We start from the raw sequence: 21,438 nt of genomic DNA, 5'->3' as shown, positions 1-21,438 counted from the left end.
TGGCTTGAAAAATAATGTCAGCACAATTAAAAGCACTTCTCTCAAAATTGGAGAACGCACCTAACGACTTGGATTTAATCAATGATGTTGCAATGGCTTATTATCAAAATCCAGAATGGGTAAGTGATGATGAAGACCTAAAGTTATTTGAGCGGGCGTATAACACTAAAAAGACTGTTAAAACTACAAACAATCTAGCTTGGCAACTTTATTTTGAATATGGCAATGCGGAACGTTCATTACAAATATTAAACGAATGTTTAGCTCTTCACCCATCATCCCATTTTCCTTACAACCAAGTCGGTTACATTCAATTAAATTTAGAAAATTACGAAGAAGCGCTAAAGTATCTAAAGCTGGCTGAGGCTAAATCAAATTCAAGAGATATAGTTAACAATATCGGTGTCGCATATTTTTATCTGGGCAAATATGACGAAGCAAAGTATTGCTTCCTAAAAGCGTCTAACTTGAGTGATAACGAAAATATTTCCTTATATAACTTAGCCGTAACGAACTTAGCGTTAAAGAACTATTCAGAAACGGAAGACCAATTAGCCTTGTTAGTTAAAAACATTAGTAATGAGTTTCTAGATGTAATTTGTAGCTATGAGATCGCTTCTGTTTACGCTGAAATGGGACAATATGACAAAGCAACAGAACTTGTCATTGAGTTAGGGCTTGATGGAATCGATTTATCTGATTGGCCTGAACTGGGCTATTCATTGTACAAAGTCAATCCTCAACTTTTTAATGAAACAATTTATTCTTTAATTGAAGAAAGAAAAGAGTGGATCATTGAGCTAGAGAATGATCACGAGGATTGGGAAGATTATACGGAAACTGAAAAGTTAGAACGTATCGAAGAATTACGAGACGAAATCAATGTGCGTGCTGGCCTCAAGTCTAAATTTGAAGTTGGTAAACCCAATACTAACCTCACATTGTTTAATGAACACTGTGGTTGCTTACTATTCGGCTGTCAGACACATGGTAACCCAAAGGATGATGCTATCTAATGGAAGAACTTCTAAGTGCTATTGGCGCACATTTTGATGAAGCAGAAGGCTGGATAAGAATTGTGGATGCCGATTGGTATGCTGATGACTTAAGGGTTACGTTGTCTGTAAAAATGCACGACGATGATCATCCTCAACTATGGGAAGTAGAATGTCTTGGAACTGTGGAAGAGCTGATTTCTTCAGATGGTTCAGAGGCTTTACTGTTAACAGCCAATTCGCCAAGGTTATACCCGTACAAAGCGGAACGATTTGATATTTTCTTTTCTAAGAATGAATGTAATCCGGGTGAGCTTTTGGGCATTCTGACAAGCATCTGCGCCAAAATTTTTGGTAACATAACCTATTTACAGCGGTTTTTGAATTTGAAGCCTGATGTTAATGGAATAGTTTCTGAAACTAGTGGCAAACTAGGAAATTTTCCAAAACCAGTTATGGAAGAGTTAGTTGTGAAACTTAAGGAATATCCGATAGTACTCAGCGTAATTTCGACTGGAAATCCTAAAAAGTGGAATGGCAATGAGTTCAAAGAGTATCCCTCTCTCAAGTCCTTTGAAATCGGTAAAAGCTATATAATTGCTAACTCATTTAGTGCAGAAAGGGCCTAGCAGCTCCTTAACTGAAAATCTTACTGCCAAGTTGAAATGCTAACAGAGTTAAATTTTGAAATTTGCTGCGGGCTGTAGCCCATTCGCAGCAACTCAAAATCACGAAAATCTATCGCTGCATCTGTTCCAGCCCCCTGAAGTACATAGACGCTGCCGCTAATAAAGGGGTCAGAGTACTTAATTCGTTTAAAAGTACTCTGACCCCATTTTTTACCATTTTTTGAAGGACTAGCTGATGGCGACAATGCATTTTTTCTTACCACTGCTGCCTGATGAGCATTACTAATAAAGGGGTCAGAGTACATTATCCCTCAAAAATTCTTAGCCCTCATTTTTGGGGGGCGCCCTAATTTTTCGTTTTTTAGGGCGATTCCGGTTAGGTTTTCAATTTGTTGTTTAAATTTATTGTTACCTAATACTAACTCTTTTTTTGAACAGTATTGAATATTGCCAATACGTGTTTGGGAGATTTCAGTTTCGAAAAGTGCACGGTAGGCTTTCATGCGCTCAGTTTCAGTTTTCCCTAAAGATAAATATACTCTGTGGGCACTGCATAGTGTCGATTTTACCCCTAACGCATTTGTTGGGTAGCTAGACCATTTATATTCCGCTGGGTCTAACACCATTTTCGCCCTTACAGGGTTGAGTTCAATGTACCTGTATACGGTAAGCAGATATTCTTCTGAATCTACCAAGCTAGAGGTAAATCTACCTTCCCACAAGGTTCCAGTCCGCTTGTATTTTTGGTTAAAGTACCTAACATACATGCGCCCTAAAGACTGCATCATAGCGCTCACACCGCGGTTATCATATTTAGGGGTGCAAAGGAGGTGGGTATGATTAGTCATTAGCACCCATGCATGAATGCTAACATCAAATTGTAAAGAAAATTTCTTCAACCAGTGGATGTAAGCAATGTAGTCACTTTCACAGGCAAAACAAATTGACCGGTTATTGCCTCTTTGAATAACGTGTTGTGCAAAGCCTGCTGGTGCTAGTCGTCTTTTCCTGGCCATCTCTAAATCTGCCATATTGGATTGTTATTTATCACGATGGATAAATTCAGCTTTAGCTACAACCCTGTACCAGTTAAAACTAATCTAAAAGACAGTGATGAAAAGTTGGGACGGTAGGCATTTATACAAAATAAAAGTACTCTGACCCCATTTTTTCTAGGTTTTAATGTTAACAATCTGTTTGTGAAATATTGACTGTGTAGTGGTTGGGGAGTAGTCTAACTTTATATTTATAACGCGTACGATTTCTGGCCCCTCTATTTATGTTTCGCTGCATAACCCGTCTTCAATCTATAATACTTCCTATGTTCCAGCGCAGCGCAGTAGCTGTCTTTAGCACAGTACTTTGTGTCAACAGTGCATGGGTTCTTGCCGATACGCTAGACAATGAAGTTAGCCTTTACGGGTTTGAATCAACCAGTTCACTTTCTTCCGTATTTACTCACGATGGCAGCGTTAAAGTTGTATCTGCGTTTATTACGGAGGGATTCCAGTACAACGGTGAACGAATAGCAATTAGTGCAGATGGTAACAATCAAGCTGATCATCACACTGAAGCACGTTGGCCGCGAGCTGACGAGGATGATTGGGCAGGTACAGCCGCAACACTAGCAATGCTTGCCAAAGAAGAGTTGCAAGATAAGTTGGTCCATTATTCCTTCAATAACTTCATTGAGGCACCACCGCATACCAACGAAACAAATTACATGGCAGACTCTGTCACTGGTGCAATTGAGTGGTGGAACTTTCCTAAATCAAAGTTCTTCGATGTGTCGAAAAATACAGATAGGGCAATTGAACATCTGGCACGCGAGATTGCGAAATCTAGTGAACACGACCCTCTGTATTTTATCAATATGGGCCCTTCAGAATTTCTTTACCAAGCCGTTGCACGCGTAATCGATATAGAAAAGATTGCGTCACTTTCTTATGTATATGTTATTTCTCATAGTGGGTACAACGACAACCATTTGAGAAGAAAAGCGCATCATACAATGTCAGATGTATTGCTGCTAAGTGGTAACCGCATCCATTACAAAAGAATTATAGATCAGAACGGGTGTGACAAACCTACAACGCTATGGTGCTCAAAATCATTTGAACCCTTTGAATGGCTTAGAACACACGACGACCCTTCGTTACGTTGGTTGTGGGAGCGAATGCAGCACAACCCTAAAAATAAAGCTGACTTGTCTGATGCTGGGATGGTGTTTTTTCTGCTTAAGGGAGATGAACACGGTAACCCTCAAAAATTCCGCCGCTTTCTGGGAGATTCGGTAATGCCAAGATAGCGTTGGCAGGTAGCGGGTTTCGGACCGTTTCAGGCTCGGGGAATAGAGTTGGTAAGCCCGAACTGCTAAGCACAGAATCGCAAGCAATTAGAATAAACGAATGAATGCCTAACAAATACTGTTATCAGAATAACTGAGTAGTGAATTCAGGTTCATGTATTTCGGTCTTGAAGTCTTCATGATTTTGCAGTGGGAACACAATGAAAACGAATATGGATGTAAACAAAAGAGGATACAACTTGAGTTCTCTCATGATGGGCAGCAATAGTATTTGCACAATCGGTTTTGTACTGTTGCTCATGACTTTGTCTGTTAACGTTTACGCCATTGATATGGGCGAGGCGGCATTTAAAGAAAATTGCGGCGCCTGTCACGATCTAAAGCAAAATAGTACAGGTCCATCGTTAGTTTATATTAGCGATCGTTACCCAGAGATTAAACGGGAGGCATTTTTAGCATGGGTGAAAAGTCCGGGTAAGAAAAACCCTGATATGATCCAAATGCCTGCGATTACCTATTTGGACAACGATACGCTTGCAGCTATTCAGCTTTACATTTTAGATGTGAGTAAGGACCAAAAACAAGAAGGGGAAAAACCTAAATTCGCACCTTACAAGCCGCCACAGCGACCTTATCCTCGGGTGGTGAGACGTTATCTGCCTTTCACTAGCCCAGCATCAATAGCTATTGCTCTAAATTCTGAATTAACAGTGGTATGGGATACCACCATAGCAAAATTGCGCTATGCGTACTCCACTGGCGCTGATTTTGACGGAGAAAAAAGACGAGAGGAAAATGCGAAAGCCATAATGTATACAGAAAAAAGCGACGTTTTATTTTCGTTTGTTGATAATAAGGAGATTATGTTCAAAGGATATCAATTGATTAAGGGGGAGCCCGAGTTTCATTATCAGGTCGGCAACGTTGAAGTAAAAGAACGTATTCACTTAGGGAGTAATGAAAGAACGTTCGTTCGTGAGTTTACAATAACAGGCGTAAAACAAGATGTAGTACTTACTCTTGTCCATTCGTCTCCATCTTCAATACGCCTAAATGGAAAAGCTCTAGCTGACGATAACGTTCACTTGTCCCCTGAGCAAGTGTCGAGCTTCAGCATTGAGGTGGAATTATGAATACCCTTTTATCCGCATCGCTACTGGTGGTGCTTCTTTCCCACCTTATGTTTTCCGCAATGGTAAAAGCAGTTTGGTATGACTACTACGCCATTGAGCGGGTTGATTACCCAATTGAAATTGACCCTCAGGTCGGTGGTTTAACGGCAATGAAAGACGGCCGACTAGCGCTTACTGTGATGCACGGGGACGTGATTATCTATGATCCGGAGTCTGAAAGATGGGACGTGTTTGCGTCGGGGCTGCATATGCCACTTGGTATTGTAGAGGAGAAGCCGGGACAATTTTTAGTCATTCAAAAGCCTGAGCTTACGCGGATAATTGACACTGATAATGATGGTAAGGCAGATCAGTATCAGACGGTATACGATGATTTTGGAATGACGGGAAACTACCACGAATTTGCGTTTGGTCCGGTGGTTGACACTGAAGGAAATATATTTGTTGCGCTAAATGTAGCATCTAATTTTAATGGAGTTTTTGAGTATATAAGGGGGGAATACAGTGATTTATGTCCTCCTAAAGACAAGATGCAGCAGTGGCATGACTTTGAAAAATGGAAACAAGGGTATCGGAAGAAGGTAACTCGCATGTTTTCTTGTGCGCCTTACCGAGGGTGGGTAATGAAGATAGCGCCTGACGGTGAGGTTACGCCTTTTGCTTCAGGGTTTCGGTCGCCAGCTGGAATGGGATTCGATGATAACGGGCGCCTATGGGTAACTGATAATCAGGGTGACTGGATAGGAACAAGCCCTTTGCATCATGTCAGCGAGGGAGATTTTGCAGGGCATCCAGCTTCTTTGCATTGGAAAAAAGGTTGGCAAAAGCCACATTCTGAAATAGAAGCGTCAGATTTATTGTCGTTGCGCAAACCCGCAGCGGCATTGTTTCCTCATGGAGAGTTGGCGAATTCACCAACGAAACCGGTTAAAACTATCGCTAAATCTCTTTTTGGTCTTCCAGAGGGAGAAATGCTCTTAGGCGATATGAACAAAAATCATCTCATTCGATATTTACCCGATGAAATTGACGGAACATTGCAAGGAACATTAATTCCTTTTATAGCGGGCAACACGCTTGGCATTGGAAATTACACGATGGACTTCTCTTCAGATGGCGCATTGTGGGTCGGCAAAGTACACATGAATTGGGCTGGTGGAGAGGGCTTGCTCAAAATTACTAAGAAAAAAAAGCCTTTTCTTATTGAAAGTGTAACGCTTCACAAAGACGGGTTTCAAATTACCGCTAATGAGCCCATCGAGGCTATGCCAGATTCTGTTTCAATAACGCATCATACCTATCACTATCACGCTAAATACGGCTCAGAAAAGGTGGATGTAACTAATGTAGTTCCAGCCAAACTCACTTTAGGTAAATCGAGAAAGCAGCTTTTTATTACCTTGGACAGCCTTGCCGAGAATAGACTTTACACTATAGACCTAGGTGAAATGGTTAGCGTGAACGGTAAACCTCTAATGGGCACTGTTTTACGGTACAACCTGATTAAACGTGTAGAATGAAAAATAAAGGGGTCAGAGTACTTAATTTGTTTAAAGTACTCTGACCCCTTATTCTCTAGAACCTATCTCTATATTCACTGGGTGTTATCCCGCAAAGTCTTATATAAGCTCTAGTAAAAGCACTCTGGTTTTTATATCCCAAAAGTACGGCAATATCAGAAAGTTGATAGCAGGTACTTTGCAAATACTGGTTAGCCTGCGAAAGCCTAATTGAGTCTAGTATTGAACTGAAGGAAAGAGATCGCTCGGCAAGCCTTCGTTTAAGGGTTCTGGTTGAATAACCCAAGCTACTGGCAACAGTGGCTAGGTCTGAATAACCGGTCGGTAAAGTAGACACAAAAATATTGGATATTGCTTCCTCAAGGTTGACTGATTTAACAAAGTTACTGGCATTTAAGCTGTTTGAAATTATTGATTTATCAATTTGGCGATGCAGTATTGCACTATCCATAGTCAATTTTACAGTCGGCGCGTCAAAAGCAATTGGACATCCAAAGAATGCTGCATGTTTTTTTTGTTGATTTAAGTCAGGCTCACTGCGTGAATAAAAGCACCCTCTAAGAGGAAATTTTTCACCGACCAAGCGGCGTGTTACGCAGACTGTGCTAGCCAATAGATAATTTTGAAATTGTTGCCTATTAATGAGAGTTGGCATATTGATATCGAATGCCAACTCTAAACAATCAGAGGTCTCTATTAATCGAATATCAAACCCAAATACAAGCAGGCGGAAATATTCAAGGATTTTTGCGTACGCTTCTTTCAATGATGTGCAATCAACTAACAGTCGTGACATAGGACCAATTGAGTTTAAAGTTTGACGCCCTGCCAAATCTATAGCTATTTCAGGATAGTCTAAGGATTCTGCTGCAACCTCTAAAATACCAATAAAATTATCAAAGGGAATAAGTTGGTGCCTGCCTGTTAGCAGGGGGAGCGGAATATCAGCCGCTTTACTGAGGGTCGCCAAGTTTGCCCCTCGCGCCATCACTAATTCAGGGAATTGATCTAAAAAACTGCTCAATACATAGGGTCCATGATGCAATTTAGTCATTTCCTGCTCCAGATTTTTAGCCCAAACACTGTGGTAATTCCCATGGCCTCATTTGATAAATACATGGCCCTTAATGATAAATATTGTCAGATTTTAATGCTAGTTTCCATAGCTGGAAAATTAATTAATCAATCAAAGTGGTTCTGGAGCAAGCATGGAAACAAAACATGTGCTATGTGCAACCTGCGACATTTCTTGCCAGTTAGTCGCTAAACGCAGAGAGGGCGATACAGACTTTAAATTGTCTGGAGATAAAGCTAACCCGTTGGCACCCGGCGCAATTTGCACAAAAGGACAATTGTCACAAAGCACTTTTGAGCATCCCAGCAGATTGAAAAGACCACTGAAACGCTCTGGTCAACGAGGTGAAAATAAATGGCTAGAAATCTCTTGGGAGCAAGCGTTAGATGAAATTTCTGCCAAACTTAAAACGGTGGTAAATAAGTATGGACCAGAAGCATTAGCCGTTACGAGTGGCCCGTGGAATTGCAGCACTGAATCAGGTATGACTCGCCGATTTATGAACCTACTAGGCAGCCCCAATTATCTATCTCCTGTTGCATTGTGTTTGGGTAATACCGCTGCCGTTAATCGCCTGACTTATGGTTGGATGCCGTTTCCAGATTTTGAAAATACTAACTGTATTGTGTTGATGGGCCACAATACCAATAGCCAGTCTTGGGTATTTGAATACATTCGACAACGACTTGCCCAAAAGCGCGGTGCAAAGCTTATCGTCATGGATCCAAGACGAAGTCCGAATGCAGACAAAGCTGATATCTATTTACCGATAAAACCCGGCACTGACATTGCGATGTGCATGGGTTGGATTAATGTCATCATAACTGAACAGCTTTACGATAAAGATTTTGTTAGTAACTACACAGTTGGTTTTGATGAATTAGAACAACGTGTAAATGACGATTTTTCACTGGAAAAAGTGAGTAATATTACCGGTGTGCCTATTGAATCGATTAGAGAAGCGGCCAGACTTTATGCTACCTCAGATGGCGCTATTATTCCTTGGTCTCCGATTACCGATCAGCAAGTAAGCAGTACCTCTGCAATTAGAGCAATCTCCATTCTGAGGGCTATCACTGGTAATTTGGACGCACCCGGCGGTGAAATGTTGATGCACCCGGGTACAGGTATATTGTCAGAGGCGGAACTTGAACTCACCGAACTGTTATCTGAAGAACAAAAGCAAAAACAATTGGGCTACGACCAATATCCAGCCTTTACTTTCAAAGCCGCGGATAAACTAAAAGCACATAGTTTGCGCGTTTTTGGTCTCGAATACCCTAACTTAGTTAAAGGCACTCACATGGCAGTACCTTCGCCTACATTTAGGGCTATGGCGTATGGCGATCCTTACCCGGTAAAAGCCTTTTTTGCCATCGCTAATAACGCTTTAATGGGATATGGAAATCAGCCACTTATCAAGCAAGCAATGCTTAATCAGGATTTAAATGTCTGCTTTGAACAGTTTATGACACCGACTGCCCAATTGTGCGATTACGTATTACCCGGTGATAGTTGGATGGAGCGACCCAATTTGATGGATGCATATAACTGGGCAAGTTTAGTGATGACTTCAGAGCAACTTTATCAACCTCCGGGTGAATGTCGTAATGTGTATGATTTTTGGAAAGGGCTGGCTGAACGAATGGGAATGGGGCAGCACTTCACTTGGAATTCTGTTGAAGATCTTTTTGACCACCGATTAGCTCCCATGGGAATGACTTTTAACGAATTTAAGGCCAAGTACAAATTAAAACTTTTTGACTACCAATATTATAACTACCGCAATACTGGTTTTGCCACTCCAAGTGGTAAAGTGGAGTTGTATTCATCTGTGTTAGAGGAGTTGGGGTGTGACCCTTTGCCTTACTATCGCAACATTGAAACGAGTGAAGAATATCCCCTGAAGTTGTTTGTAGGGCTGCGCGAGCCACAATTTTTTCAGTCAGGACAAAGGCATAACTCTAAATTACGGGTGAAGAATCCCTTTCCCAGAACCTTTATTCACCCTAATGATATTGAGAAATTCAAACTCGAGGCAAACCAATGGGCCACTATTGAAACCATCAACGGCAAGATACAAATGCTAGTGACGCCAAGAGAGGATGTACCAGAAGGTTTGATTAGAGTCCCTCATGGTTGGTGGCTGCCAGAAGAAGGTGCTGATTACAACGTTGATCATAACGATGCCGTTGTTATTCCTGATACTGATGACTACCTAGATCGGGAACAAGGCATTCCACATCTAAAAGGTGTGCCTTGCAAAATTTATCTTAGCTCTGAACAACCTCCCATCAAAAACTTAAAAAGTGGAATTCAGTGATGAGTTGGAAAGCAAAGAAAGCCGAAGTCATGATGAAAATAGCTGGGTTTACCACTCAACAACACAATAGTAAGTTTTTACAGTACCTAGCTACATTTGTTGCTTGGCTAAATGTGCGGCGGTACGGTTCAGACGCTTTAGGTTTTTTACATGAGGAAAATTCTATCGACCACCTTGATTATAGCCAAGATAATAAGTGCACACTCGATGTAAACAACAAGCCACATATTAATCTCAGTTATAACTGGATAGGGGCAGGGTTTGTAATTGCAGGCTTAATGAACTTTGTAGGTGTATTACTGGGCACCCTATTTTTCACTCACAATATAATTCAAACCTATGACTCTCAAGTTATGTCCAGTTTTGGTCTGATGATTATATTATTATGGGGTGTGGCCTATATGGCAATGGCATCCTCGTGGTCAAGCAATAAATTGATGGTCGGCACTTTTATAGTGGTAAAAGGCCTTTATTTTTTGCACTGGGTGAATTGGATTTTCAACCACAACGAATTGCTTTACGAAATCTATGAGCAACATTTCTTATCTGGTTTGTTTTACAGCATTTATGGTTTAAATGATTTGTTTTTTGCTATTTTCTTTGGGTATGTGATTCTAAAAACAAAAAACAAGTAGATATTTTGTGCAGAGAAAGTGAACGACCGCTTTTAAGGTAATTGTCCAGTTTGAAGGTCAATACTTCGCAAACTCTATGAATAACTGGGAGTCTCTGTGTTTGGACCACTCTAGCGGCTGAGGTTAGTCTAGCGGCTGAGGTTAGTCTAGCGGCTGTGGTTAGCATTGCTTGAGTGCATTGATAAGTCGATTAATATGTCGCTTCTTTTCATCCACAAAACGACGACCCTCCTCAACTAAGAGGGTTAATATTTCAAATGTTATCATCAGTTATTTTTAAGATGTGTAATTTTATCGGGATAGCGAAATAACAAATCATCGTTTTTTTAATATGCGAGTGATAATACTTTGTCTAATGCGGACGAATATTTCTTCCCCCTAAAAATGCTCTGTAAATTTGAAATTAATAAAGTCAGAGTACATCACTTAGTGATGAGTACTCTGCCTCTATTTTTCAAAATCATTACTTAGATTGACGTTTATCAAGCGCATACTGAACGGCCATTCGAGCAATACCCGCTCCAATGCCTGACACTACCGCCCAAGTGACGGCCTCTTTAAGGTCGGTGTTTTCGCTGCCCTTATCTTTAGGAGCAGGTTCGTTATTTACCTTTTCCCACGACTTTTGTAACGTTTTTCGTGCAAGAATACCTGCAGATGCCGCAGCAAGTCCGATACCAACGTTCGTAATCATTTGTTTATTACTCATCATTTTCTCCATTGGATATTTAGGGTGATGCTGTTCCTATGCAGCGCTTTAGGCTCGCAAAGGGCAAACAGTAATATATTCGAGAACTTACGTACCTGAAAAAAACAGCCATTAATCAAATGACTAATGGCTGTTTAATTCAGACTCAAAATAAATCTTCAAACCAATCGTTAAATTGGTGATTGTCTATTTTTTGCCTCTAACCATATTCATCACAATTGAAATGATGAGTAAGATGACAAAAATACCGAATATGATTTTAGCGATACCGGCTGCTGAACCAGCAATTCCACCAAATCCTAATACTGCTGCAACTAATGCAATAACTAAAAATATTAAAGCCCAACGTAACATAATGTATCCCTTCAGTTTGTGAGTTAATGTGACTTAATATTAAAAATGCAAAGCATAGGCCTACTTTACAAAATTCTTAGTTTATTGTTTGAATAGCAGTCAATACGCGGCTTGTAGCTTGGTTGTATATATACAAGCAACGTATCTTTTGGTGCCTGAATAAGAGTACTTGCGAAAAACGTTAACGATATTACGAAAAAATTGTAAAAATTTCTTGGTACTGAATAAAGACATCTGCGTACATTATTCTGCGCACGTATCTTTTGATGTACTCTCCCTCGATTTTTCTAGCGGGCGTAAAAAATCGATAGGTTGTAACTGGTATTTGTTTAAGCTGGAGAAGCGTAATGCAAGAAGTCACCAAATCAGAACCATCGTTAACGGAGGGCTCAATAGTCGCTCACATGCTGCGGCTTGCTATCCCGGCTTCAACGGGCATGATCTTCAATACATTGTATAACCTTACCGATATTTGGTTTGCTGGCTATTTGTCAGATAATGCACTTGCCGGCTTATCCATCGCATCCAGTGTCTTTTTCTTACTGTTATCTATTGGTATTGGCATTCAAACCGGGGCATCGGCAATGATTGCACCTGGCGCAGGAAGAGGCGAGACCCACGACGTGAAAGGGTGGCTTGATAACATCAGCGGCCTTGCCATTGCCTTTAGCGCATTGTCGTTTGTTTTGGGCTATTTTGCTGCGCGACCTCTTGTTGTATTACTTGGCGCCGAATCTCACATTGAACCTCTCGCTATGGAATATTTATGGGTAACGCTGGCAGGTTCGGTAGGCTTCACTTTATCCTTCGGTGCTGCAGGCGCATTAATGGCATTAGGAGATACCAAATCTAACCGAAACGCACTTATGATTGGCTTTTTTGCTAATTTTGGGCTCAACCCATTCTTCACTTTCGTACTCGATTTAGGGGTAGGCGGTATAGCGCTAGCTACTGTTGTTATTAAGTTTTCTACCGCGTTTTATCTGTTTCGAGTACTCATGAAACGATTGAACATATCGGTTATGCCAGCCTTTGATAAAGCGCGGTGGCAAGAGCTACTTAAACAAATATTGCCCGCCAGCTTTAACATGCTCACCATCATTTTAGGTGGGTTTATTACCGTTGCGCTTATTGGGCAATTTGGAAGTGAACATGTAGCTGGTTACACCGTTGGGCTGCGCTTAGAGCAGGTTTTGTTGCTACCTGCACTAGGCTTAAATAGCGCGGTAATGGCTATTGCGGGTCAAAATATGGGCGTAGGTCGTTATGAGCGCGTGGGTGAAACCTACCGTAAAGGACTGTTGATCGGTTTCTTTATGGCGGTAGTCTCTATCCCTATTATGTATTTTTTATCGCCGCTGGCGATGAGCCTTTTTACAAGCGACAGCGCCATTAAAAATACAGGCGTTACCTACCTTCGAATTGATACGTTAGCCTTTTACGCTTACGTGGTGTTGTTTCAAAGTGTGGCTATTCTACAGGCCATGCAGAAACCTATGTTTCCTATGTATTTAGGCATTGCTCGGCAACTTGTTGTGCCCGCGTTTATAAATTATATGCTGGTTGTGGTGTGGGGCTATCCCATGGTGTCTATGTTTTACACCATCGTTACCGTTGTCATCCTAAGCGCCATACTTGCCTTCTTCTATACTAGATGGGAGATAAACAAAGTAAAAAAAGAAGGGGGCAGTACTGCTTAAATGTACGCCGCCCATCGCTTTATCGCTTCATCAGTCACAACTAATAAGTTGCGTAGAACTGCTGTAAAAATCGTCCTCTAGAGCAACTTTATCAAACTTATATTCTTCATCCTGATATATTCTTTCTATTGAGCCTGCCCAATGGTACGAATCAGATTCTACATAAATGAAATAAGCATCGGCTTGGGTTTCTAAAACCGTTTTTGTTGTGTATGGCGCTACGTTTATCCAACCGTTAATTTGCCAATCGTCCTCTATGAACGTAAGAACAGATATGGTTTCGTTGCACGTATTTTTCACTTTTATCGTGTTAAAAAGGTTGAAAGATGCTTTTAGTAACTTCCCGTTGTCGTACTTTCCGTATATTGTTCTTCCGCGCTCTTCATCGTATAACTCCCAAACGCCGTCCATTTCACCGTCTAAATAAATTCCGGCTTCTAAAACTTGGCCGGTGCTATCAAGCTTTTGGTATTTCCCTGACTTGGTCTCGTTTATGTAGGTAGTTTCTTCTGCTAAGCTACCATTTGGGTGGTATTTATAATATCTCCAAATGCCTTTCCTGAAGCTTTCAAGGCCGGTACCGTCGATGTTTTCTTGAGAGTAGTACCCACGCACTGCCAGTTGTCCATCTTCGTGGAACCTTACATACAAACCGCTTTCTAGTCCGTTGAATGTATCTGTATGCGTTTTGAGTTGGCCATTATCATAAAACGTATTTACCTCACCTAAACCCACTTTTTTTCCATTCTTGAGCGTGTATTTTTGTACGATTTCATTCTGAGCCGTTAGGTATAGAATTTCTCCGTCTTCTTCACCATCCTTAAAACTGCCTTTATAAGCGATATTACCGTTTGGATGATACTCAACTAAAGAACCTGATGTATCTTGGTGAATGTATTCCATAGCAAAGTCAGAAGCGTCGGTCATAAAGCTCTCTAGCTCTTTGGCTTCGTTATTAAACTCTACAATACTATCAATCTTAACAATTCCGTTGCTGTGATATTCCTTGTAAGTCAATTGCGTTAACGTTGACGAACCTGAGATACGTGTTTTTAAATCACCGTTTGAGAAATAATCGTTAAATACGAAATCTCCGAGTAATTGTCCGTCCTCCATAGTATGTTTTGTCGACAGCAGACCTGGAGCGACGTAATTTACTATTTTGTAGTTATGCATACCCCATTTTTCAGGTGCGGTGACAAAATGCATACTAAGTTCACCGGTGTCGAAGTACTCTTTGTAGTTTGCTATTAAATTGCCTTCCTCAACTACGGATATACCTTCGAATCTAAGCTGACCATTTTCATGGTAGTCTCTTTCTATTTCCTGAGCGTGAACAACACTCTGTAGTAGAAAGGTAAAAAGAATAAATTTAAAACTTCGACGCATGTGCTTTCCTTTCAGTAACTGAATCACCTTCACCCTCAAAAAAGGGCAATAAAATACGCTTACACGGCGCACTAAAAATTGTTTTTATTCATTTCCTGCTTACTCAACGGTAAGGAAAATGCGCTCTGACTTTTTAGGTTTAGTGCAACACGTGTTAAGCAATCATTTTGTTGATTATTTTTTGTATTATTTAATATTAACTCTTTTTTTAAACAGTATTAAATAGTCGTTATAAATATTGGCGATTTTAAGTACATTTTTTAAGTTTGAATAATACACTGTTGGATTTCGTGGGCGGTATTTCGGTTTACCCTTAACTGCGAATAGCCCATTCCTATTTTTATCAGTGAAACAGGTTATAATAGCTGATAAATGTAAATAGGAATTGATATGAAAGTCTGTGGTGTAGATTTAAAAGGTAACGAAGCAAATGTATGTCTGTTGTCGCTGATAGATGGGCTGTTTCATGTTCCCGACTGTCGTACGCGTCGGCTAACGTTAGCTGATAGCAGTGCCAAAGGGTTAAAAAGTTTTCAAAGTACGTTTGCTAAACTTGTCGCAGACTACCAAATTGATGCCGTGATCATTCGCCAGCGTCAAAGCAAAGGCAAATTTGCGGGTAGTTCTATTGGCTTTAAGTTAGAAGCGGCTATTGAATTAATTGAGGGGTTAAACGTTGTGGTATATAGCCCTACTGATATTAAAGAATCTTTACGCCGAAACCCAATGGCAGTGCCTTTTGCCGAAACCGGTTTGAAGCAGTTTCAAGAGCCTGCTTTTACTACTGCCTATGCGTGGTTAATGCAGAACCATTACGCTTCGCAAACAGACGAGTAAATTAAGGGGGCAGGGTAGTTTATCTATTAATACCCTTGCCCGGTTTAAGCGTCACAAGGTGGTGAAATAAGCGCGCTACTTTGTCTGCGTAAGCTCCTGCTACAGCTCCTAGAATGGCGCCTTCCTTTTCAGAGTAAATCGCCATGGTAAAGTTGCGTCATCTTCGGCGTAGTCTATACCAATGCGCGGCGAACAGGTGATGTCATCACTTAATATTTTGTTTCCATCATCATTACCTTCATCTTGAACCCAAACCACGTTTTGATTCATTACTGATGTTGCATTAAGAGAGGGCGTCAACGCGAGCGCTTGGGTTAGTTTAGCGGGGCCAGAGCAGAGGTTTTTGTTGGCAGAAGTCATATTCCTTCTTTTTGCCATGGCTTCAAGCCCTTCAGTAGGCTCAATTGCCCGGATAAGTACAGAGTCTGCAAAAGACTCACTATTTGTTACTATGTTGAACATACTGTGGCAGCCATAAACGTTATAAATATACGCAATTCCGCCGTTGCTCTTCAATGTTTTTACAGAAGAAGGGCGCCTCAGCAAATGCTGTTGCATTGCTAAATCATTGCTATGAGAATAAGCCTCAGTCTCTGTAATAATGCCGCCGGTACGTACACCATTCATTTCACTGTATAGGTACTTGCCTAGCAAATTCTTCGCTATGCTAACAACATTGCTTTGAGTAAAAAAAGAAGGGGGCATCATAATGAGTGCAATAAACTGCAGAGAAGTTAAGACGTTTTCTTAAGTTCGCTATGCGATTTCAGTAATTCAGTACCATCATCTTGTTCAATAAGGTAAGCCGGGTCATTTTCGCTGGCCTTACGTTTCACTGACGAGCCTTTTATCGTGCGTTCAACATCGCTTGTATATTTCTTTCGAATATTGCCCGAGGCGCTTCCTTTTCCCCATTCCCACTCTACTTCTGTGTTAACAGCATAATGTTTCATTTTAAATCCCTGTGTAAATGGTATTGAAGGTTAACGTGCTAGATTAGATTCACTAGAACGAAACCATGGTGCTAAAAATTAATCTATGTACAGGGCTTTAAACGGTGATATGTAGGTAAAGTTCACAAAGGGGAGTGGGGGCACGAGACTAAGCAAACGGGGCACTCATTACTTCACATATAGATAAGACCGAAGAGGAATTTATTAGATCACCAATGTAAAGAACTGCGACATCAGACTAACGTCGCCATAGTATATTAAATGATAATAAACTCATTAAAATTAAGGTGTTGGTGTGCTTTTGGGAATTGGCTTGTGTGCGTAAAAAAGCCTGACATTTATCCTCAAATATAACTAGTAAAATGCCAATTATAAGAGTAACTATCTTTTTACATTTTCTTTGCAAGCTTTTAACTCGTTAGTGAATTTTCATTAGCATTGTCGGTATTTTTCCTTTTATTACAATTGTATAAGCATATTTTGAGTACCTCACTCAAGAAGTTTATTCTGCCACATGGTTGAATATTAATCGTATTGGCGTGCGTCATGCATAGGTATTCGCGGATTGCGCACATATGCAACGGGTTATTGAATGGATTTAGCGACGGAATGCTACTGTAGTTTGGTTAAATCTCCGCCTGCTATCTCAATCGCCCTAACGCGCAACTCGGAATAACTAGTTAAAAAAGGAATAACTATGTCTATCTCAAAAAGCATGTCCAAGCTCCGCTTAACAGTACTTTCATTTGTATTGCTATTAGGTTTCAGTACAACTGCTAATGCCGCCATCATTACATTAACACCCAGTTCTTCAACCTTGAATGTTGGCGACAATGTAACCATCGATTTTGTTATTAGTGATTTAACATCTGGCGGTGCACCAAGCCTATCGGCCTACTTTGTTGATGCATTGTTTAATAATGCATTGTTTAACTTCGTCAGTGTTTTTAACTACAGTACGAATTTGGGCTTATCACTCAACAGCCCTGTAGAGCTTATACCTCCTTTAGTGTCCCCGGGAATTGTAGGTGTATTAGATTCAACATTTGAAACGCCCGCATTTTTAGATATTAACCAGCCGGCAAGCTTCACAATGTTCTCTATTACATTTCAAGCGATGAACATGGGTACTGGGGGGTTCACTATCGACACCTTAACATCTAGCTTCTCGAATTCAGATAGTTCAGGATTGATTGATATTACTGCATTAAACACCACTAGCGTCAGCGTCACTAACGCAACATCTACTGTTTCTGAGCCTGCTACAGGAGCATTAATACTCACTTTGGTTGCAGGGCTTTTCGCAACCAATCGCCGTCGCCGTGTGTCATAAAGGCATACGCGACTTTTTTCATGAAGGAATATGATCATGAAACATTTTGTGACTAAAACCGTTGCTGGAGTGTTGTTGTCCGGCGTTACTATAGCTGCCTCTGCCGAATCTATTGGCCTTAGCTTCGATGTGATTGCTAAGTCTAATAGCCAAGTTGAATTCAACTTACTCGCAGAGAATATCGGTACCAAACCCATCTATAACGTCATCATTGAACCTAGCTTTGATGAAATCCCACAACTTAACTACGGTGACCTATCAGCCGGTTCTCAGGAAGGTAGATACGTCAATCTTCAGTGGGCTGCAGACGAACCACCCACGCTAAGTTGGAAGATAACTTATGTCGATGCTAACGGCAGTACCGTCGTAGAGCATCAATAAATAGCGTTTAATAGGCACTGTTCTCGCAGTCTACTTTGTCTTAGCCGTTCTAAAAGTGCGAGCAACCCACACACAGTATGGATTCGTGTGACTTGGGGGCTATTGTGCCGACAAAAGAGAAATAAGGATATCACCATGAATGTATTTAAACGGTGTTGCCAATCGCTGCTTATCGCGATCGCAATATGCGCGGCAACATTTGCTAACGCCAAAACCGACCTCGTCTTTATTGTTGATGGCTCCGGCAGTATTAACAGTAGTGACTGGAATATTCAGAGACAAGGTATTGTTGCTGCAATCCAAGATACTCTTGTTGTACCCCGTGACGGAAGTGTTTCGATCGCTGTCGTCCAGTTTGCTAGCTCGACGCGGTTAGAGTTCCCATATCGTCTCATTGACTCAGAAGCGGACGCGCAAGCTGCAATTTCTGCCGTTCAGTCAATGAGTCAGTTTAGTGGGTCAACAGGCCCTGGTAACGGAATAAACACCGCAACAAGTCATCTTATCTCAATGGGCGCCTTGGAGGATGATTTCCAAAGCTACTGTCTGTCTACCGATGGTAATCGCAATACAGGCGCTACTGTTCCAAGCGCAATAAGTAATGCGCAAAGCGCTAACTTTAGTCTTGACCGTTTCAGTGTGATCGCTATAGAAGATCCACCTTTCTTTGATGCGAATGACGCGATTAACAATTATGAACCGCATGTGTTCGGCGGGGGAGCAGTGTTCGTCGTTACGAGCTTTACCGAGTTCGCAGGTTTCGTTGGCTCACTTTGTATGGGTGAACCGTTGAAACTTGTGGGTATGGAAGTTACACAAGTTGTTCAAGATTTGGATAACAAAGTGATGCTGATTGAGGAAAAGAAAACCTTAGTCAGAACCTACATTGAACCCAAAGACGGTACTGACCCTGTAAAAGCAACCGCGCGATTGAAAGGCACCCGAGGCGGAGTAGATCTTCCAGGTTCACCATTAACAGCCAGCAACTCTGGTGGCTCAATTGTGGCTAAACCTGATGCGTTATCTCGTCGCGACATCTTGAGCGACAGCCTGAATTTTCAACTGCCTGACTCTTGGCTCTCTGGCACTGTAGAACTGGAGCTGGAGGCGGTTGGTGGCACTCTTGAATGTATGGAGAGTGCAGGCCCAACTGCAAATGATTGTATGTCTACGGTTACCTTCAACCAAGGCTCCGAGCTTGAAGTGAAATTCGTTAAAGTGAAATATGAAAAGTCGGGTTCCACAATCCAGCCAAGTAATGCCGACTTAAACGAGTTAGAACAACGTTTACTCGCCACTTTCCCAACATCTAAAATTGACCGCACTACCGGTACCTTAGATATGGGCGCCAGTGGCGATCCGAAGGTAGATGATGTGCTTAGCCGTCTTGAGTCCATGCGTTTCTTAGACTTTTGCTGGGATCTGTACGGATGTGAACGACTTTATTACGGCGCAGTTGATCAAACCGGTAGTCTTCTAACAGCAAGCGGGAGTGGCACTGGCGGAAAAGCCAACGGTATTCCTGGATCAGTTTCCGCGGGAGTGATTCGAGATGGAAATAGCTACGGTCGTAATCGTCACGGACACGAAATTGCTCATACCATGGGGCGCCACCATGCTTCAAACGCGGCATTAGTTGGTACACAAGTATTTGGAACCCAAACCTATGAAAAAGGAGCTTGTGGTTCATTTGCGGAAGCAAGCGCGCCCAATTTCCCGAATATCTTTAATGTATCGGGAGCACAGCGCGCAACTATTGGTCCAATGAGTTCAGGCGATAACAAGTTGGTTTATGGCTGGGATAGCCAACGTAATTCAGTCGTCGACCCAAATAAAACTTTTGCGATGATGAGCTATTGTAGTGGTTTCCGCTGGCCTTCAGATTTCAGTTACGAAGGTATCCGCTCTTACATTAACACTAACTTTTCAGTGGCAAGCCTTATTGCGCCATCTCCAATTGCTGTGAAAAGCTTTTCTACAAAAGTAGCGAGTCTCACTCAGTGGAAGTTGATTCGGGGTATTATCGATTTGGATAACTACTCAATTCAGTTCTTACCTGCGCTACCATTTGAGCTACCAGCAGGAGTGATCCCACCTAACCAAGACGGAACGGACTATATCCTCGAAGTTAAAGATTCATCGGGTAACATTATAGATTCAGTGCTATTTACACCGGCGATGCTGGAAGGCGACGGTGAAACTGGTGGAGGCTCAGGTCAGCCCGACGATGGCACAGCACTTATGTTAGTGCCAATCATGAGTTCTTTAGATATTTCTACGATCACTGTCAGACGTGCAACCAATAATGATGTTGTTGGAACACAAACGGCAAGTGAGAATGCCCCTGTGGTGGAAGTTACCTTCCCAAATGGTGGAGAAATATTAAACCCACCTGATGTGGATATTGTTTGGACTAGCAGTGATGATGACCCTTCTGACGTGCTTACACACACTGTACAGTTCAGCCCAGATTCGGGCACAACGTGGGAAACATTGGTAACAGACTTTTCAGGAAATACGCTCAACGTATCTCTTTTTGACCTGGGTCAGACAACACAGGGGCTGGTACGCGTAATTGCTTCTGATGGTTTTCTGTCTGATACTGATGAGTCTGATGGTATCTTTACTACGCCAAATACAGCGCCGTCTTGCCAGATAACCTCTCCTGTAAATGGTGCCTCATTTGTAGGTGTGCAGCCTATCAATCTAAGCGTATTTACTCACGATACCGAAGAGGGTACAGTGAGTAATATTCAATGGAGCAGTAACTTGGATGGTAACCTAGGTAACGGAGAAACTATTCAAACTGAATTAGGGACTGGCATAAATGCTTCAGGTATTCGTCGACTTCGCGAAGGTACACACATCATCACTATGAACTGCACTGATGGAGGTGGCTTGTCCGCACAAGATACAATATCCATATCTGTAAGCCTGATTCAGCAGCAAATTAAAGGTGATGCGGATAACGATGGTGATGTAGACCGCAATGATATTCTGTTGCTAAGACAAGATCTAGGCAAGCCGACTGATGGCAGCAGTTGTGGTGCGAAATGTGACATGAACGATGACGGTGTTATTAATGCACTTGACTTACGTTTTTGTACACTCGCTTGCACCCGTACAGCCTGTGCTGTTAATTAGTGCAGGTCGGCTAAGGTGGT

The 21,438-nt window shown here is 41.6% G+C and carries 19 protein-coding genes; 12 read left to right on the top strand and 7 right to left on the bottom strand.

What is annotated here, in order from left to right:
* Positions 1–14 precede the first annotated feature (14 nt).
* Both J8L84_RS18940 and J8L84_RS18935 read left to right on the top strand, forming a co-directional pair.
* Positions 15–1,016 carry a tetratricopeptide repeat protein gene (locus J8L84_RS18940; RefSeq protein WP_211072052.1) on the top strand — a complete coding sequence of 334 codons (1,002 nt, stop codon included), beginning with the start codon at positions 15–17 and terminating at the stop codon, positions 1,014–1,016.
* Positions 1,016–1,624: a hypothetical protein gene (locus J8L84_RS18935; protein ID WP_211072051.1), complete on the top strand. Its 609-nt coding sequence runs from the start codon at positions 1,016–1,018 to the stop codon at positions 1,622–1,624. Before J8L84_RS18940 ends, J8L84_RS18935 begins: the two co-directional genes overlap by 1 nt.
* Positions 1,625–1,935: 311 nt before the next feature.
* Here J8L84_RS18935 and J8L84_RS18930 read toward each other — a convergent pair whose 3' ends face one another.
* Positions 1,936–2,640, bottom strand: a complete 705-nt coding sequence (locus tag J8L84_RS18930) for a transposase (protein WP_211072050.1) — start codon at positions 2,638–2,640, stop codon at positions 1,936–1,938.
* Between the two features lie 263 nt (positions 2,641–2,903).
* On the opposite strand from J8L84_RS18930, the gene J8L84_RS18925 reads away from it, so the two are divergent.
* The 3 genes from J8L84_RS18925 (at position 2,904) to J8L84_RS18915 (ending at position 6,585) form a co-directional block, all read left to right on the top strand.
* A complete protein-coding gene (locus tag J8L84_RS18925) occupies positions 2,904–3,932 on the top strand; it encodes a hypothetical protein (protein ID WP_211072049.1) in 1,029 nt (342 codons plus the stop codon).
* A 200-nt stretch (positions 3,933–4,132) separates the two neighbouring features.
* Positions 4,133–5,065: a cytochrome c gene (locus J8L84_RS18920; RefSeq protein WP_211072048.1), complete on the top strand. Its 933-nt coding sequence runs from the start codon at positions 4,133–4,135 to the stop codon at positions 5,063–5,065.
* A complete protein-coding gene (locus J8L84_RS18915; RefSeq protein ID WP_211072047.1) occupies positions 5,062–6,585 on the top strand; it encodes a hypothetical protein in 1,524 nt (507 codons plus the stop codon). Before J8L84_RS18920 ends, J8L84_RS18915 begins: the two co-directional genes overlap by 4 nt.
* A 55-nt stretch (positions 6,586–6,640) precedes the next feature.
* On the opposite strand, the gene J8L84_RS18910 is transcribed toward J8L84_RS18915, so the two are convergent.
* Positions 6,641–7,639: an AraC family transcriptional regulator gene (locus J8L84_RS18910; protein WP_211072046.1), complete on the bottom strand. Its 999-nt coding sequence runs from the start codon at positions 7,637–7,639 to the stop codon at positions 6,641–6,643.
* A gap of 154 nt (positions 7,640–7,793) precedes the next feature.
* On the opposite strand from J8L84_RS18910, the gene J8L84_RS18905 reads away from it, so the two are divergent.
* Entirely contained in the window at positions 7,794–9,983 is a 2,190-nt protein-coding gene (locus J8L84_RS18905; protein ID WP_211072045.1) for a molybdopterin-dependent oxidoreductase, read from the top strand.
* Positions 9,983–10,618, top strand: coding sequence for a hypothetical protein (locus J8L84_RS18900; RefSeq protein ID WP_211072044.1), 636 nt, complete (start codon positions 9,983–9,985; stop codon positions 10,616–10,618). Before J8L84_RS18905 ends, J8L84_RS18900 begins: the two co-directional genes overlap by 1 nt.
* A 463-nt stretch (positions 10,619–11,081) precedes the next feature.
* Here J8L84_RS18900 and J8L84_RS18895 read toward each other — a convergent pair whose 3' ends face one another.
* Together J8L84_RS18895 and J8L84_RS18890 are read right to left on the bottom strand one after the other, a co-directional pair.
* Entirely contained in the window at positions 11,082–11,327 is a 246-nt protein-coding gene (locus J8L84_RS18895; RefSeq protein WP_211072043.1) for a DUF4235 domain-containing protein, read from the bottom strand.
* Between the two features lie 186 nt (positions 11,328–11,513).
* Positions 11,514–11,681 carry a DUF1328 domain-containing protein gene (locus J8L84_RS18890; protein ID WP_211072042.1) on the bottom strand — a complete coding sequence of 56 codons (168 nt, stop codon included), beginning with the start codon at positions 11,679–11,681 and terminating at the stop codon, positions 11,514–11,516.
* 347 nt (positions 11,682–12,028) lie between these two features.
* On the opposite strand from J8L84_RS18890, the gene J8L84_RS18885 reads away from it, so the two are divergent.
* The gene (locus tag J8L84_RS18885) at positions 12,029–13,381 is read left to right on the top strand and encodes an MATE family efflux transporter (protein ID WP_247670883.1); all 1,353 of its coding nucleotides are present in this window, start codon (positions 12,029–12,031) and stop codon (positions 13,379–13,381) included.
* A 30-nt stretch (positions 13,382–13,411) separates the two neighbouring features.
* Here the strand turns inward: J8L84_RS18885 and J8L84_RS18880 are convergent, their stop codons facing one another.
* Entirely contained in the window at positions 13,412–14,770 is a 1,359-nt protein-coding gene (locus tag J8L84_RS18880) for a hypothetical protein (RefSeq protein ID WP_211072041.1), read from the bottom strand.
* A 390-nt stretch (positions 14,771–15,160) separates the two neighbouring features.
* On the opposite strand from J8L84_RS18880, the gene J8L84_RS18875 reads away from it, so the two are divergent.
* On the top strand, positions 15,161–15,607 hold the full coding sequence (locus tag J8L84_RS18875; protein ID WP_211072040.1) for a DUF3010 family protein: 447 nt from the start codon (positions 15,161–15,163) through the stop codon (positions 15,605–15,607).
* Between the two features lie 108 nt (positions 15,608–15,715).
* Here J8L84_RS18875 and J8L84_RS18870 read toward each other — a convergent pair whose 3' ends face one another.
* Both J8L84_RS18870 and J8L84_RS18865 read right to left on the bottom strand, forming a co-directional pair.
* The gene (locus tag J8L84_RS18870) at positions 15,716–16,315 is read right to left on the bottom strand and encodes a DNA-3-methyladenine glycosylase (protein ID WP_247670882.1); all 600 of its coding nucleotides are present in this window, start codon (positions 16,313–16,315) and stop codon (positions 15,716–15,718) included.
* Between the two features lie 26 nt (positions 16,316–16,341).
* Positions 16,342–16,560, bottom strand: coding sequence for a DUF2945 domain-containing protein (locus J8L84_RS18865; RefSeq protein WP_211072039.1), 219 nt, complete (start codon positions 16,558–16,560; stop codon positions 16,342–16,344).
* A gap of 697 nt (positions 16,561–17,257) precedes the next feature.
* Here J8L84_RS18865 and J8L84_RS18860 point away from each other — a divergent pair.
* From J8L84_RS18860 to J8L84_RS18850, 3 genes are all read left to right on the top strand, one after another.
* Complete coding sequence (locus J8L84_RS18860; RefSeq protein WP_211072038.1) at positions 17,258–17,893, top strand: PEP-CTERM sorting domain-containing protein; 636 nt, start codon at positions 17,258–17,260, stop codon at positions 17,891–17,893.
* 36 nt (positions 17,894–17,929) lie between these two features.
* Positions 17,930–18,274, top strand: coding sequence for a hypothetical protein (locus tag J8L84_RS18855; protein ID WP_211072037.1), 345 nt, complete (start codon positions 17,930–17,932; stop codon positions 18,272–18,274).
* Positions 18,275–18,409: 135 nt separating this feature from the next.
* Positions 18,410–21,418, top strand: a complete 3,009-nt coding sequence (locus J8L84_RS18850) for a VWA domain-containing protein (RefSeq protein WP_211072036.1) — start codon at positions 18,410–18,412, stop codon at positions 21,416–21,418.
* The last annotated feature ends 20 nt before the right edge of the window (positions 21,419–21,438 follow it).

This window comes from Alteromonas sp. MMG017 (assembly GCF_018100795.1).
Lineage (GTDB): Bacteria > Pseudomonadota > Gammaproteobacteria > Enterobacterales > Alteromonadaceae > Alteromonas.
This window is presented reverse-complemented; position numbering and strand designations above follow the sequence as displayed.

Excerpts from the sequence above, each read along its gene's own strand:
- J8L84_RS18940 (WP_211072052.1), top strand. The coding sequence starts at position 15 with ATGTCAGCACAATTAAAAGCACTTCTCTCAAAATTGGAGAACGCACCT.
- J8L84_RS18895 (WP_211072043.1), bottom strand. The coding sequence starts at position 11,327 with ATGAGTAATAAACAAATGATTACGAACGTTGGTATCGGACTTGCTGCG.
- J8L84_RS18885 (WP_247670883.1), top strand. The coding sequence starts at position 12,029 with ATGCAAGAAGTCACCAAATCAGAACCATCGTTAACGGAGGGCTCAATA.
- J8L84_RS18910 (WP_211072046.1), bottom strand. The coding sequence starts at position 7,639 with ATGACTAAATTGCATCATGGACCCTATGTATTGAGCAGTTTTTTAGAT.
- J8L84_RS18875 (WP_211072040.1), top strand. The coding sequence starts at position 15,161 with ATGAAAGTCTGTGGTGTAGATTTAAAAGGTAACGAAGCAAATGTATGT.
- J8L84_RS18890 (WP_211072042.1), bottom strand. The coding sequence starts at position 11,681 with ATGTTACGTTGGGCTTTAATATTTTTAGTTATTGCATTAGTTGCAGCA.
- J8L84_RS18920 (WP_211072048.1), top strand. The coding sequence starts at position 4,133 with ATGAAAACGAATATGGATGTAAACAAAAGAGGATACAACTTGAGTTCT.
- J8L84_RS18935 (WP_211072051.1), top strand. The coding sequence starts at position 1,016 with ATGGAAGAACTTCTAAGTGCTATTGGCGCACATTTTGATGAAGCAGAA.
- J8L84_RS18930 (WP_211072050.1), bottom strand. The coding sequence starts at position 2,640 with ATGGCCAGGAAAAGACGACTAGCACCAGCAGGCTTTGCACAACACGTT.
- J8L84_RS18880 (WP_211072041.1), bottom strand. The coding sequence starts at position 14,770 with ATGCGTCGAAGTTTTAAATTTATTCTTTTTACCTTTCTACTACAGAGT.
- J8L84_RS18865 (WP_211072039.1), bottom strand. The coding sequence starts at position 16,560 with ATGAAACATTATGCTGTTAACACAGAAGTAGAGTGGGAATGGGGAAAA.
- J8L84_RS18905 (WP_211072045.1), top strand. The coding sequence starts at position 7,794 with ATGGAAACAAAACATGTGCTATGTGCAACCTGCGACATTTCTTGCCAG.
- J8L84_RS18850 (WP_211072036.1), top strand. The coding sequence starts at position 18,410 with ATGAATGTATTTAAACGGTGTTGCCAATCGCTGCTTATCGCGATCGCA.
- J8L84_RS18860 (WP_211072038.1), top strand. The coding sequence starts at position 17,258 with ATGTCTATCTCAAAAAGCATGTCCAAGCTCCGCTTAACAGTACTTTCA.
- J8L84_RS18925 (WP_211072049.1), top strand. The coding sequence starts at position 2,904 with ATGTTTCGCTGCATAACCCGTCTTCAATCTATAATACTTCCTATGTTC.
- J8L84_RS18870 (WP_247670882.1), bottom strand. The coding sequence starts at position 16,315 with ATGATGCCCCCTTCTTTTTTTACTCAAAGCAATGTTGTTAGCATAGCG.
- J8L84_RS18855 (WP_211072037.1), top strand. The coding sequence starts at position 17,930 with ATGAAACATTTTGTGACTAAAACCGTTGCTGGAGTGTTGTTGTCCGGC.
- J8L84_RS18915 (WP_211072047.1), top strand. The coding sequence starts at position 5,062 with ATGAATACCCTTTTATCCGCATCGCTACTGGTGGTGCTTCTTTCCCAC.
- J8L84_RS18900 (WP_211072044.1), top strand. The coding sequence starts at position 9,983 with ATGAGTTGGAAAGCAAAGAAAGCCGAAGTCATGATGAAAATAGCTGGG.